The sequence below is a fragment of the Ensifer sp. BR816 genome (assembly GCF_000378985.1).
GTDB lineage: Bacteria > Pseudomonadota > Alphaproteobacteria > Rhizobiales > Rhizobiaceae > Sinorhizobium.
In genome coordinates this window covers 3,856,725-3,869,990 of the sequence record NZ_KB905370.1, presented here as the reverse complement: position 1 = coordinate 3,869,990, position 13,266 = coordinate 3,856,725, and the positions used below count along the sequence as shown (strand labels likewise).

Annotated in this window: 11 protein-coding genes and 1 pseudogene; 10 read left to right on the top strand and 2 right to left on the bottom strand. The window is 62.3% G+C overall.

Going from position 1 to position 13,266, the window contains the following annotated elements:
- Positions 1–29 precede the first annotated feature (29 nt).
- The 3 genes and pseudogenes from RHIBR816_RS0118620 (at position 30) to RHIBR816_RS0118610 (ending at position 2,957) form a co-directional block, all read left to right on the top strand.
- The gene (locus RHIBR816_RS0118620; protein ID WP_018238092.1) at positions 30–1,028 is read left to right on the top strand and encodes an ABC transporter substrate-binding protein; all 999 of its coding nucleotides are present in this window, start codon (positions 30–32) and stop codon (positions 1,026–1,028) included.
- 90 nt (positions 1,029–1,118) lie between these two features.
- Positions 1,119–1,891, top strand: a pseudogene (locus RHIBR816_RS34400) (ABC transporter permease).
- On the top strand, positions 1,884–2,957 hold the full coding sequence (locus RHIBR816_RS0118610) for a glycine betaine/L-proline ABC transporter ATP-binding protein (RefSeq protein WP_026187174.1): 1,074 nt from the start codon (positions 1,884–1,886) through the stop codon (positions 2,955–2,957). The pseudogene RHIBR816_RS34400 and the gene RHIBR816_RS0118610 overlap by 8 nt, the downstream one beginning before the upstream one ends.
- Positions 2,958–3,735: 778 nt before the next feature.
- Here RHIBR816_RS0118610 and RHIBR816_RS0118600 read toward each other — a convergent pair.
- The gene (locus RHIBR816_RS0118600; protein WP_018238088.1) at positions 3,736–4,671 is read right to left on the bottom strand and encodes a LysR family transcriptional regulator; all 936 of its coding nucleotides are present in this window, start codon (positions 4,669–4,671) and stop codon (positions 3,736–3,738) included.
- Positions 4,672–4,763: 92 nt separating this feature from the next.
- On the opposite strand from RHIBR816_RS0118600, the gene speB reads away from it, so the two are divergent.
- The 7 genes from speB (at position 4,764) to betA (ending at position 11,584) form a co-directional block, all read left to right on the top strand.
- The gene (speB, locus tag RHIBR816_RS0118595; protein WP_026187173.1) at positions 4,764–5,735 is read left to right on the top strand and encodes an agmatinase; all 972 of its coding nucleotides are present in this window, start codon (positions 4,764–4,766) and stop codon (positions 5,733–5,735) included.
- A gap of 4 nt (positions 5,736–5,739) precedes the next feature.
- Positions 5,740–6,522, top strand: a complete 783-nt coding sequence (locus tag RHIBR816_RS0118590; RefSeq protein WP_018238086.1) for an SDR family NAD(P)-dependent oxidoreductase — start codon at positions 5,740–5,742, stop codon at positions 6,520–6,522.
- The gene (locus RHIBR816_RS0118585; RefSeq protein ID WP_018238085.1) at positions 6,519–7,256 is read left to right on the top strand and encodes an SDR family NAD(P)-dependent oxidoreductase; all 738 of its coding nucleotides are present in this window, start codon (positions 6,519–6,521) and stop codon (positions 7,254–7,256) included. Before RHIBR816_RS0118590 ends, RHIBR816_RS0118585 begins: the two co-directional genes overlap by 4 nt.
- On the top strand, positions 7,253–8,143 hold the full coding sequence (locus RHIBR816_RS0118580) for a polysaccharide deacetylase (RefSeq protein WP_018238084.1): 891 nt from the start codon (positions 7,253–7,255) through the stop codon (positions 8,141–8,143). The genes RHIBR816_RS0118585 and RHIBR816_RS0118580 overlap by 4 nt, the downstream gene beginning before the upstream one ends.
- 101 nt (positions 8,144–8,244) lie before the next feature.
- The gene (locus tag RHIBR816_RS36180; protein ID WP_018238083.1) at positions 8,245–8,415 is read left to right on the top strand and encodes a hypothetical protein; all 171 of its coding nucleotides are present in this window, start codon (positions 8,245–8,247) and stop codon (positions 8,413–8,415) included.
- 1 nt (position 8,416) lies between these two features.
- Positions 8,417–9,880 (top strand): cytosine permease, encoded by a 1,464-nt coding sequence (locus RHIBR816_RS0118570; RefSeq protein ID WP_018238082.1) that lies wholly within the window; start codon positions 8,417–8,419, stop codon positions 9,878–9,880.
- 18 nt (positions 9,881–9,898) lie between these two features.
- Positions 9,899–11,584, top strand: coding sequence for a choline dehydrogenase (gene betA, locus RHIBR816_RS0118565; RefSeq protein ID WP_018238081.1), 1,686 nt, complete (start codon positions 9,899–9,901; stop codon positions 11,582–11,584).
- 132 nt (positions 11,585–11,716) lie between these two features.
- Here betA and RHIBR816_RS34395 read toward each other — a convergent pair whose 3' ends face one another.
- Positions 11,717–13,198 (bottom strand): PLP-dependent aminotransferase family protein, encoded by a 1,482-nt coding sequence (locus RHIBR816_RS34395; protein ID WP_018238080.1) that lies wholly within the window; start codon positions 13,196–13,198, stop codon positions 11,717–11,719.
- Between the last annotated feature and the right edge of the window lie 68 nt (positions 13,199–13,266).

Below are 13,266 nucleotides of genomic sequence, written 5' to 3'. Positions count from 1 at the left end.
GAACGGACATCGTATTGGGAGGAAACATGATGAAGAAACTGCTTGCTTCTGCCTGCCTCGTTGCCGGGTTTCTGGCCGTGACGGGCACCGCGAACGCCGCCTGCGGCGACGTAACCATCGCTAGCATGAACTGGCAGAGCGCCGAGGTCCTTGCCGCGCTCGACAAATTCATCCTGACCGAAGGCTATGGCTGCAACGCCGAAATTATCGTGGGTGACACGGTTCCGACGATCACCTCGATGATCGAGAAGGGTGAGCCGGATGTCGCGCCTGAAGGCTGGGTCGGCCTGCTGCCGGAGGTCGTCAACGGCGGTATCCGGGACGGTAAACTCGTCGCCGCCGCCGACTCGCTCTCTGACGGTGGCGTGCAGGGCTGGTGGATCCCGAAATACGTCGCAGACGCCCACCCAGACATTAAGACGATAGACGACGCCCTCAAGCATCCGGAACTTTTCCCTGACCCAGAAGACAAGAGCAAGGGGGCCGTTCACAACGGCCCGGCCGGTTGGGGCGGCACGGTTGTGACTGGCCAGCTCTACAAGGCCTATGGCGGCGCGGCAGCCAACTTCACGCTGATCGACACCGGCTCGGCCGCCGGCCTCGACGGCTCGATCGCCAAGGCTTACGAGCGCAACGAAGGCTGGGTCGGCTATTACTGGGCACCGACTGCGCTGCTCGGCAAGTACGACATGGTGAAGCTCGACCACGGCGTCGCTTTCAACGAGGCCGAGTGGAAGCGCTGCAACACGGTTGCCGACTGCGCCGACCCGAAGAAGAACGATTGGCCGAAGGACAAGGTCCAGACACTTGTCACCAAAGGTTTCTCGGATCGCGCGGGCGCCGAGGTCATGGGCTATCTCGGTAAGCGCTCCTGGACGAACGACACGGTCAATAAACTGATGGCCTGGATGACCGATAACCAGGCGACCGGCGAGGATGGCGCCAAGCACTTTCTGGAAGAGAACGAAGCGCTCTGGACCCAGTGGGTCTCGCCGGAAGTGGCGGAAAATATCAAAGCCGCGCTCTAAGCAACACCTCATCTAACAATCGGCCGGCGCGCCTTCTGGCGCGCCGATGCGGGGATGCTTTGCGGCCAGCAAGGCGAGAAAGGGATCGGCATGGATTGGTTCATGAAATTTCCGACGATGGATGCTAACGGGCTTCGCAACCTCAAGAAGGCAATCGACGAGGGCTTTCGCGCTTCGGCCTCATCGCCTGGCTCGCCAGCCGCAACTGGAAGATCGTCACCGGCGCCGTCGGCACGCTGCTCCTCATTGGCTACTTCGACATGTGGGACGACACCATGAAGACGGTCTCGATGATCTTCGTCTGTACGGTCCTCTCCATTGTTATTGGCATACCGATCGGCATCGTCATGTCGCGCTCCGATCGGGTGCAGAATGCTCTCAACCCGATCCTCGACGTCATGCAGACGATGCCGAGTTTCGTGTACTTGATTCCGGTCGTCATGCTGCTCGGTATCGGCAAGGTTCCCGGCCTGATCGCCGTCATCATCTACGCCATTCCGCCGATGATCCGGCTTACCAATCTCGGCATCCGCCTCGTCGATAAGGACGTCTTGGAAGCGGCCGACGCCTTCGGCTCGTCGAACTGGCAGAAGCTGAAGAACGTGCAGATGCCGCTTGCGCTACCCACCATCATGGCCGGCATCAACCAGACGATCATGATGGCGCTCGCCATGGTCGTCATCGCCTCGATGATCGGCGTGCAGGGTCTCGGCCAGCCGGTGCTGAAGGCGATCTCCAACCAATATTTCACGCTCGGCATCTTTAACGGCCTCGCCATCGTCGGTATCGCCATCATCTTCGACCGGGTCAGCCAGGCCTATGGTCTGCGACTACAGAAGCATCGGGAGATTGTTCATGGGTAATCGAAAAATCGGTGGTTTGGGTATCGAGATCAAACACCTCTACAAGATATTCGGGCCCAACGGCGCAGACTATATCAAGCTGGTGGAAGACGGTCTCACCAAAGCCGAACTGAACAGTCGCTACGGTCATGTTCTCGGGTTGAGGGACATCAACATCTCCATGCCGGCTGGCGGGATTCAGGTGATCATGGGTCTTTCCGGCTCGGGGAAATCCACGCTGATCCGCCACATCAATCGCCTGATCGATCCGACGTCGGGCGAGGTCCTCATTGGCAGCGAAGACGTGGTGAAGATGGACTCGAGGCAACTGCGCGAATTCCGTCGGCACAGAACGGCGATGGTGTTCCAGAAGTTCGCCCTTCTTCCGCACCGTACCGTTGTGGAAAACGTGCTTTACGGCCTGGAGATTCAAGGGGCGCCGCGCACGCGCCAGATAGATTGCGCGATGCAGTGGATCGAACGTGTGGGGCTCAAGGGCTTTGAACGGAAATATCCGAACCAGCTTTCGGGCGGAATGCAGCAGCGGGTCGGACTTGCCCGAGCGCTCGCGAGCGATGCGCCGATTCTCCTCATGGACGAGGCCTTCTCTGCGCTCGACCCCCTCATTCGCATGGACATGCAAACAGTGCTGCTCGACCTCCAGAAGGAGATCAAGAAAACGATCGTGTTCATCACCCACGATCTCGACGAAGCGCTGAGGCTGGGCGATCGGATTGCGATCTTGCGAGACGGTGAGGTGGTGCAGCAGGGAACCGGCCAAGAAATTGTGATGAACCCCGCCAATGAATACATCGCAAGCTTCGTCAAGGAAGTGAACCGCGCGCGCGTGCTCAAAATCGAGACGATCGCGCTCGGACCGCGCACCGCCGATTCAGTAACGAGAGTTTCGGTGCCGGTTGGCGCCACATTAGAAGAAGCAGCAAGGGTAATGACACGCGCCGGGGAAACAGAAATTGCGGTTGTCGACCCTGACAGGCAGACGATCGGAACGGTGACGCTGGAGCGCGTTCTCGCGTTCATGGTCGACGGCGGAGAGATGAAGACGGGCCTTCGCTGCACTGGGTGAAGCGCATTTCTCTGTCGCGGTAGACAGCCGACGCGACCGCACCTCGCGCCGGATCAGCATTGGTGGCTGGAAGTTGAATGTCAGAGCTCAGTGCAAAGTATTCACTGTACCATTGCCATTACTGCCGCGGCTAGTTTCCATCCACCGAAGCGTCGTGGATGGGTGGATTAGGGAAATTCGCAGCAACAGTGTCAAACGGCAACATTGCTCACCGGCACCCGACATTGTCGCAACTATAGCGAGCCGCAGCTGGGTCGATAGCGGTCGTACCTCAGCCCGCTCGAGGCGTCGCAGCGGGAGATGTTCTCGTTCGTGCTTCCAAAATCGCATAATGTATTAACGGGAACCAGCACGCGGAATGTTGGCCTGCGGCAGTTGTCGCTGCTGGCCTCAATAATCGTGTCGAGATTTTCGATGCGGTGGAAATGCCCGGAGAATGTCTTACGGGTGCGGCATAGGCACGCTCGCCTACTCGGCCGGATGGAAGCGCTGGGGTTTGATCTTCGTGCTGAATGAGTTCTTTACACTCTAACTGGGGACTGAAATCCAGAGAGATTAAGGGCCAGTTTAGAAAGGAGCAAATCCGCTCCTCGATTGCCCGCCGGCTCGGCCTCGACATCGGCGCACTCGCCGCTGCCGACCGGCTTCCAGAGAAGGCGGCTGCGTTTCTTTCTTGGTTCAACGAAGGAGTGATCATGATCCGGTACTGAAGGGCGATCGCTCATTTGTGGTTCGTGACCACATATCCGTTTCAAGGAGCACATCATGGCCTCAAAGTCTAACAATGCGGTTTGCGCACGCTCTCTGTAATGGCCTGGGCTAATGTTTCGGCCGCGCGGGACGGCTTGTTGCGCGGATAAGCGATATGAAACATGTCCTCAAAGGTCATCCGCTCGGGCGCAAGCACCCGCAGGCGGCCGTTGCGCACCCATTCGTCGGCATAGTGATCGGGCAGGAAGCCGATATAGGCGCCTGAGAGGAGGAGCAGCAGCGTTCCCTCCATATGCGGCGTCGCGGCCGCCCAGGTGAAGTCCACGCCGCAGATCGTCTCATTCAGCATATAGGTGCGGCCGGCGAAGGACTGGGCTTCCAGAATCTCGTCGGTGATTTCGGCATCGGGCATGTTAAAGAGCGGGTGCCGCTGGGCGCAGTAGAGCTTCTGCACTTCGGAAAAGACGGACTGGCTGCGGACGTGCGGCATGACGCTACCGACCGAGGGCATGAGCACGATCTGGTAGGACCCGTTTAGGAGGCCCTGGTGCAACACCTGCGGCGCGGCGACGTCGATTTCCAGATGCACGCGCGGTGCCTGCCGGTGGAATGCGGCAAGCCCGCCCTGCAGGTCGAGAGTCAGATTGGTGATCATGGCGTCCACGGTGCCGAAGCTGAGACTGCCGGTAAGCTCACCCTGTGCTTCGCCGACGCGGCTCTGGAATTTTTCTAGGGAGCCGAAGAGTTCCAGCGTCGCCTCGTAGACGAGCCGTCCCTCGTCAGAGAGCAGAAAACCGCTGCGCCCGCGGCTGCATAGGCGGAGGCCCAGGCGTTCTTCCAGGTGGCGCATATGGGTGGAGATTGTCGCCTGCGTCATGCCGAGCGCGGCTTGGGCGGCGGAGAACCCACCGTGCTGGACGACCGACGCAAAGACGCGAAGGAGCCGCAGTTCTGCGTTTCCCAGCGATAAATTCAGAACTCGTTGGCGAACCTTGTTGATCATACATTGATTAATACACAACTAAACATACAAACATAGGACCTTTTAGATATATTCGTCATTCGTCAAACTCCTCTCACCTGAGGAGTGGTAATATGGCTAGAAATTCCTATGAGGCCGGACGTTTGGACCTGCCGTTTGTCGGCATTTGCACCTTTGGCAAATATCCCTATCAGCCGGACTGGGATGCGATCGAAGCGGACGTTGCAATTCTCGGCGCACCCTTCGACTGCGGCACGCAATGGCGGGCCGGCACACGTTTCGGACCGCGCGCCATTCGCGAGGCATCGACGCTGTTTTCCTTCGGGCACGGTGGCGCCTATGACCACGAAGACGACGTAACCTACCTTCCCAACGACGGTGTCTCGATCGTCGATATCGGCGACGCCGACATCGTCCATACCGACACGACGAAAAGCCACGCCAATATCGAATACGGCGTACGCAAGATCCTCGCTGCTGGCGCGCTACCGGTGGTGCTCGGTGGAGATCATTCCGTCAACATCCCCTGCATCAGCGCCTTTGATGAGGACTGTGCCAAGAACGGGCCGATCCACATCGTCCAGATCGACGCGCATCTCGACTTCGTCGACGAGCGACATGGCGTGCGCTACGGCCACGGCAACCCGATGCGCCGCGCCGCGGAAAAGCCCTATGTCAGCGGGCTATCGCAACTCGGCATCCGCAACGTTTCCTCCACGGCGAAGGAAGGCTATGAGGATGCCCGCACGATGGGCTCCGACATCCTTTCCGTGCGCCAGATACGGGCGCTCGGCACGGAGACGGTGGTCGCGCGCGTGCCGGCCGGCGCGCGCTATTACGTGACCATAGACATCGATGGTTTCGACCCCTCGATTGCGCCGGGCACCGGCACGCCGTCGCATGGTGGCTTCATCTATTACGAGGTGCTGGAAATCCTCGCCGCGCTCGCCAAGCGCGGCACCGTCGTCGGCATCGACCTGGTCGAGGTCGCGCCGGATTACGACCATTCCGATTCCACCGCGATCCTCGCCGCGCAGGTGCTGATGAACCTCATCGGCCGCGTCATGCATGCGAACAAGGGCTGAGATCATGGGACGCATCCGCTACGATTTTTCCGGCGAACACGTGCTGGTCACGGGGGCGAGCCGCGGCATCGGCCGGGCGGTGGCGGAGGGATTCGCCGCGGCCGGCGCCGACGTAACGATCCTTTCCTCCGGCGCCGGCATCCATGATGCGGCCCACGAAATGTCGGCCCGCTTCGGCCGGAAGGTCGCGGCGCTGGAATGCGACATCACCGACGGTACAGCCGTGAAGGCGACGATCGCCTCCCTCGGCCGCATCGACGTCCTCGTCAATAATGCCGGGCTGGAACGCATCACGCCGCTGCTCGATGAGGACGATGCCGTCGAGAACACGTTTCGCCGCATCACCGACATCAACACAAACGGGACGTTCTACGTCACCCGGCATGCCGTGCCGCGAATGGCAGCGGGTGGGCGCATTGTCATCACCGGCTCGATCTGGAGCAGGGTGGCCGTGCCGGAATTTTCCGCCTACATCGCCTCCAAGCACGCCAATCTCGGCTTTACGCGAGTTATGGCAAAGGAGCTCGGACCGAAGGGGATCCGCGTTAACGCCGTCTGCCCCGGCTGGGTGCGCACCGAGGCGGCCGTGCTGTCACTCCAAAACATGTCGCTGCGCACTGGCCGCAGCGAAGAGGACCTGTTGGCCGAGATCGTCGGAGCCCAGGTTCTGCCCGGCCTGCTGGAACCGGAGGATCTGGCCGCCCCCTATCTCTTCCTCGCCTCCGACGGGGCCAAGGATATGACTGGTCAGGCGCTGATGCTCGATCGCGGCGAGGTGATGGCATGACCCGACGCATTCTCATCACCGGCGCATATCGCGGTATCGGCGCGGCCTGTGCCATGGCTTTTGCCGCTTCGGGTGCGCGTGTTGCGCTCGCCGATATCCGCAAACCGGACGAGTCCGCGGATGCGGCCGCAAGGGCAGGGGCGGTCGAGGTTCTCACGCTCGCCTGCGACGTCTCCGACGAAAACGCCGTCACGCTCGTGGGTGAGGCGGTGCTGAAAAAATTCGGTGGGGTGGACGTAGTCGTGCATTGCGCCGGGATCATTCACGAGGCGCCGTTGCTCGAAACTTCGATAGCCGATTTCGACAGGGTAATCGCCATCAACCTGCGCGGCAGCTTTCTGGTCGGCAAGATGGCGCTGGGGCTGATGGAGGGGTCCGCCGAGGCGCCGGCGCGACTCATCATGATCGCCTCGGACATGGCCTATTACGGCCGCGAGACCTTTTCTCCTTATGTCGCCTCCAAGCACGGCGTTCTTGGCTTGGTCCGCTCTTGGGCGAAGGAGTTCGCGCCGCGCGTCCTGGTCAACGCCATCTGCCCCGGTCCGATCGACACCGAAATGCTGGGTGCTGCCCATATGAGCGCCGAATGGCGCGCCAGGGAACTGGCCATTCCGCTCGCCCGCTTCGGGAAGCCCGGGGAGATCGGAGAACTCGCACTGTTCCTCGCGGGATCCGGAGGGCGCTACTTCACTGGCCAGGGTGTCGGTAGCAACGGCGGGAGTGTCATGCCGTGATCAGCAATCCCATTCCGTGGCCGAACGGCGCACGCTGCGCCGCCTGCATTACCTTTGACATGGATGCCGACAGCCTCATTCATATCGCCCATCCGCAGGATGGCCACAGCCGTGTTTCGGCGATCTCGATGCTGCAGTACGGCCCGAAGGTGGCAGTCCCGCGCATCGTCGAAAGCTACCGGCAACTCGGCATCAAACAGACCTTCTTCGTGCCGGCCTGGTGTATCGAGCAATATCCGCGGGCGATCGAAACCATCCTCGAAGGCGGCCACGAGCTCGCCCATCATGGTTTCCTGCACGAGCACCCGCGCGAGCTTTCCGACGAGGACGAAGCCTATTGGCTCGACCGCGGCATCGAGGTGATCGTGAAGGCGAGCGGCAAGCGGCCGCGGGGTTGGCGCGCGCCGCTCTACAATTTCTCCCATCGCTCCGCCGATCTCCTGGTGTCGCGTGGCTTCGACTACGACGCCTCGCTGATGGGTGACGACATTCCCTATTTGCTGGAGTGTGGCGCCGGGCGGCTCGTTGAACTGCCGTCTCACTGGGGACTCGACGATTGGCCGCAATACGTCCAGTCGGTGGACCTTGACTACATGATGCCGATCCGCGCACCAGAGCAGGGCTTTGCCGCCTTCGCGCAGGAGTTCGCGGCCGCTTACCGCCACGGCGCGCTCTGGGTGCCGGTCGTGCATCCCTTCGCCACCGGCCGGCTCGCGCGTTGGGAGGTGGTTCATCGTTTTCTCGAGCAGGTTCTGAAGCGCGGCGACGTCTGGTTCGCGCCAATGGAGGAAATTGCCGCCCATGTGCGGCGCGTTGTCGAAAATGGCAACTGGTCGCCGAGGATCGACCGGCTGCCCTTCTATACGGAACCCGTCCGGGTTCGGTAGCAGCGAAGGCGGACTCCACCTTCGCAGATCGGCGGCTGATGGAGCCGCAACTGTCTTCGCGGAAAGACGCCAGAAGGCGCGACGCGAAAAGGGGAACGACGATGGAAAACAACGATATCGCCTGGCAGAACGAACTCACGCGGCGCGCCCGCATCTACGAGGACATCGAGGCGGGAAGCCGTTTCGAGGGCGTGATGACCGCACTCGACTATGCCGGCATGACCGCGCTGACGCTCGTGCTCGTCATCGGCTTCTGGATCTGGGGGGCTTGAGATGACCGACGATGTTGCACATGATCGTCTGGCGGTCATCGAAACCGAGCGGACAGATGCCGCCTTCTATCGCGCCTGCGCCGAGCGGGGCGATGCGCCGCTTCTGCCATCCGAGAGGCTCTGGGGCTTCTGGGAATTCACCTATGCCAATTCGGCGCTCGCCATCGCCACCTGGGCGTTCCTGATCGGTGGCGCCGTCGGTCTCTTCGTCGGGCCGAAGGAGGGCATTGCCGCTATCGTCATCGGCAATATCATCGGTGTCGTGCTGACGGCGCTCGCCACCACCACCATGTCCGGACGCTACGGCATCGAGCAGTTCATCGCGTTGCGCAGCCAGTTCGGCTACAACGGCAGCCGCGTCGTCTATCTGCTGGCAGTCGTGCTGCTGACGATGGGGTGGCTGGCGGTTCTCGCCATGATGTTCGGCCGCTCGATCGACGGCCTGATGGCGCTCAGCGCCGGGGAAGCGGCCAACCCGACCGGCGTCAAGATGACCGTCGCATCGGTCGGCGCCATCCTGCTCACCTGGTTCGTCGTCGCCAAGGGGCCGACTTCGATCAAATTCTTCAACATGGTGGTGTCACCGGCTCTGGTGCTGCTGATGGGTGTGATGCTCTATCTCATCCTCAGCCAGCGCTCCTTCGGCGAGCTTCTGGCGCTGCCGGCGCTCGCGCCCCCCTTCGAGGACAACACGCTGAACTTCATCGTCGCCGTCGAGGTCAATCTCGCCGCCGGCTTCTCCTGGTGGCCCTACATCGGCAATCTGGCGCGACTGACGAAGAACGAGCGCAGAGCCTTCTGGCCGAACGTTCTCGGCATCTTCGGGGCGGCCGCACTCGGCGAGATCGTCGGCCTTTTGGCGGCGGTGGCGCTCGGCGAAAGCGATCCGACGATCTGGATGACAAAGATCGCCGGTCCGATCATCGGCATCGTCGCGCTGCTTTTCGTCGCCTTCGCCAACATGACCTCGATGGCGAACATCCTCTATACGTCCATCGTCGGCCTCCGCCAGGTGGGAACGGCCTCCGTGCGCGCCATTCCGTGGGGCACGATCCTCTTCCTGTTCTGCGTCATCCCGCTCGGCCTCGTGGTCTTCTACCCGCAGATGTATGACGGGTTCTTCATCTTCCTCGTCTGGACCTCGGCGCTCAATTCGGCGCTCGCCGGCATCGGCATCGTCGACTACTTCTTCCTGCGCGGCCAGAAGCTCGACGTGCGCAGCCTGCACGGACCGCAGCAAAACGGCCCCTACCGCTTCTGGGCAGGCTTCAATCCGATCGGGCTCTTCGCGCTTGCCATCGGTTGCATCGTTTATGTCGTCGTCTTCAATCCGCAGACGCTCGCCAGCCTGCCGGCCTTCAAATACCTGACCGCCTCCATTCCCGCCTGTGTTGCGGCGGGTGCCGTCCACTACGCCCTGACCCGGCTCTTCGCCCGCGGCCGCGGCTGGGGCCAGTATCCATAACGTCCGGAGAAGACCACCATGACCGACACCTACGACTACATCATCATCGGCGCCGGATCGGCCGGCTGCGTGCTCGCCAACCGCCTGTCGGAAGAACCGGCCACGAAAGTTCTCGTCCTCGAATACGGCGGCAGCGACAAGTCGATCTTCATCCAGATGCCGACGGCGCTCTCCATCCCGATGAATGGCACCAAGTACAACTGGAAATACATGACCCTGCCGGAACCCGGCCTCGACGGAAGGCGAGTGCATTGCCCGCGCGGCAAGGTCATCGGCGGCTCCTCCTCGATCAATGGCTTGGTCTACATGCGCGGCCATGCGCGCGACTTCGATGAGTGGGAGGAGCTGGGCGCACGCGGCTGGCGCTATGCCAATTGCCTGCCTTATTTCCAGCGCGCCGAAAACTGGCAGGGCGGAGGCGACGCCTATCGCGGCGCTTCCGGGCCGCTCGCCACCAACGCCGGCAACAAGATGAAAAATCCGCTCTACCGAGCCTTCGTCGATGCTGGCCGCGAGGCCGGCTATATCGCCACCGACGACCCGAACGGCTCCATGCAGGAGGGCTTCGGACCGATGCACATGACCGTGAAGGACGGCGTGCGTTGGTCGACCGCCAATGCTTACCTGAAGCCGGCGATGAGCCGTCCGAATCTTAAAGTCGTGACCCACGCGATGACGCGGCGCGTGCTGCTCGACGGCAAGCGCGCCATCGGCGTCGAATATGAACTCGCCGGCGAGCGTCATGTCGCGCGCGCAAACCGCGAGGTGCTCGTCTCCTCCGGTCCGATCGGCTCGCCGCACCTGTTGCAGCGCTCTGGCATCGGTCCCGCGGGGGTGCTTCAGCGTGCCGGGGTCGCGGTTCTGCACGATCTGCCGGGCGTCGGCGAAAACCTGCAGGACCATTCCGAGGTCTATATCCAATATTCCTGCAAGGAGCCGATCACGCTCAACGGCAAGATGGGCCTCCTGAGCCGCGCCCTGATCGGCGCGGAATGGTTGCTGTTCAAGAAAGGGCTGTCGGTCTCCAACCATTTCGAAAGCGGCGGCTTCATCCGGTCCGATGCGTCGCTCGCATGGCCGGACATCCAGTTCCATTTCCTGCCCGCCGCCATGCGCTACGACGGCAAGAAGCCGCTCGACGGCCACGGCTTCATGGTGCTGACCGGGCCGAATAAGCCGAAGAGCCGGGGTTATGTGCATCTGCGCTCGCCCGAAGCGCACGAGCAGCCGCATATCCTGTTCAACTATCTCGACCGCGAGGAGGATCGCGAGGGTTTTCGCCGCTGTCTGCGGCTGACGCGCGAGATCATCGCCCAGCCGGCCTTCGATCGGTTCCGCGGCGAGGAGATCGCCCCCGGCGCGAGTGTGCGCAGCAATGACGAGATCGACGCCTGGGTGCGCGAGACCATGGAGAGCACCTATCACCCCTGTGGCTCCTGCCGCATGGGCGAGGACGCCATGGCCGTGGTCGACAGCGAGCTCAAGGTGCGCGGCATCGACGGACTGAGGGTGATCGACAGTTCCGTCTTTCCCTCGGAGCCAAACGCCAATCTCAACGCGCCGACGATCATGCTGGCGGAGCGGGCTTCCGACATCGTCTGCGGCAAGCCGCTGCTCGCTGCCTCCAATGCCGAGGTTAGTGTTGCGCCCGGCGTCGGCGCCACGCAGCGCAGCGGCACGCCGGTGCGCGTCGTCCAGCACTGAGTTGGGGGCAGGGAATGTTGCGAGGTATCGGTTATGTGACCGCCCGGCGGGATTGCAACGATGCGGAGCGGTCGCATGAATGGGCCACTGCCATCGAGGTGTTCCTGAGCCGCATGGTAGCCCGTTGCGCCATCATGCTGGGGCGATCGCTTCCGCAAGCCGTAGAAGATACGGCTTCATGCGGTCCGCCGGAACGCCGGCATAGCCGAGGATGAGCGCGCCTGGCCGCGGCGTCGTGATTGTATAGTCCGAGAGCGGATAGCATTGCAGCCCCGCGTCGAGCACAGCGCGATGCACGGCTTGGTCCTCCCGGCCGCCTTCCAGCCAGGCGAGCGCGTTGAGCCCGCTTTCGGAGCAATCGAGGCGTGCGAGGCCGGCAAGGGCCATTCCTCCCGCCTCCATGAAGACCTCGCGGCGTTCTACGTAAAGGCCGCGCATGCGGCGCAAATGGCTGGCGAAATGTCCGCCGCCGATGAATTCGGCAAGCGCGAGCTGAGCTTCCACCGGAACGCTGCGATGGATCAGCCCCGCAAGATTGCGAAAGACGCCCACCAGCTGTGGCGGCAGCACGAGATAGCCGATGCGGATGCCTGGATAGAGCGCCTTGCTGAAACTGCCCGCATAGATCACCCGGTCATGGCTGTCGACGGAACGCATGGAGGGTAGCGGCGCACCGTCGTAGCGGAACTCGCTGTCGTAGTCGTCCTCGATGATCCACGCATCGCTTGCCTGTGCCCATTCGAGTAGGGCGAGCCGGCGCGGCAGCGACAGCGTCACCCCGAGCGGATGGTGGCGCGACGGCATTACGAAAGCGAGCCGCGCATCGGGATAGCGGGCGCTGACGCCCGCGACATCCATGCCGTCGGCATCGACATCTGCCAAGCACAGGTGCAGCCCGAGCGTACGAAACAGGTTACAGGTGGTTAGGGGGCCGGGATCCTCGAACCATATCCCGTCTCCGGGATCGGCAAGCGCAAGTGCGGCGAGCGTGAAGGCGGCGTGCCCGCCGGGCGTGATGACGATCTGCTCCGGATCGCAAGGGTCACGTCGGTGCAGGGCCAGATATTCGGCGATCCTCTGCCGCAGCACCAGCTCGCCCGCAACATCGCCATAGCCCATGGTCGCCTTGCCGCTGCGCGTCACCGAATTCCAGCATTTTCGCCAGACGGCGAAGGGAAAGCGTTCGAGCGCCGGTCGGTTGGGCAGGAACGGCTTTTCTTCCATCTGGCCGATATCAGCCGACATCTGGCGAGAAAGCTCGCCGATCCGCGACAGGCGGGACAATGCGATGTCCGGTGCGTCTCCACGGGTTGGTGCGAAGCGCGGCTTCGGCGATTGGCGCGGCAGGGCCGCTGCGACGAAAGTGCCGGCCCCCTGGCGCGCTTCCAGATAACCCTCCGCCTTCAGGTTCTCTAGCACCCGCACCACGGTTTGGCGCGACAGCCCCAGTTCCTCGGCAAGGATGCGACTCGCTGGCAGGCGGGTTCCCGCGCGCAGGTGTCCGTGCAGGATCGCCATCCGCAATTGGTCCTGCACCTGGCGGAATTTCGGCAACGCGACCCCGGCGTCAAGGCGCAGGAAGGGCAGAATCGGGCCTTCGAGCTGTTTGATCACCGGTATGCCTCCGCAAAATTGGTACGGTTGAATGCATCATAATGGACATTTTATTCTTGTCCAATTGT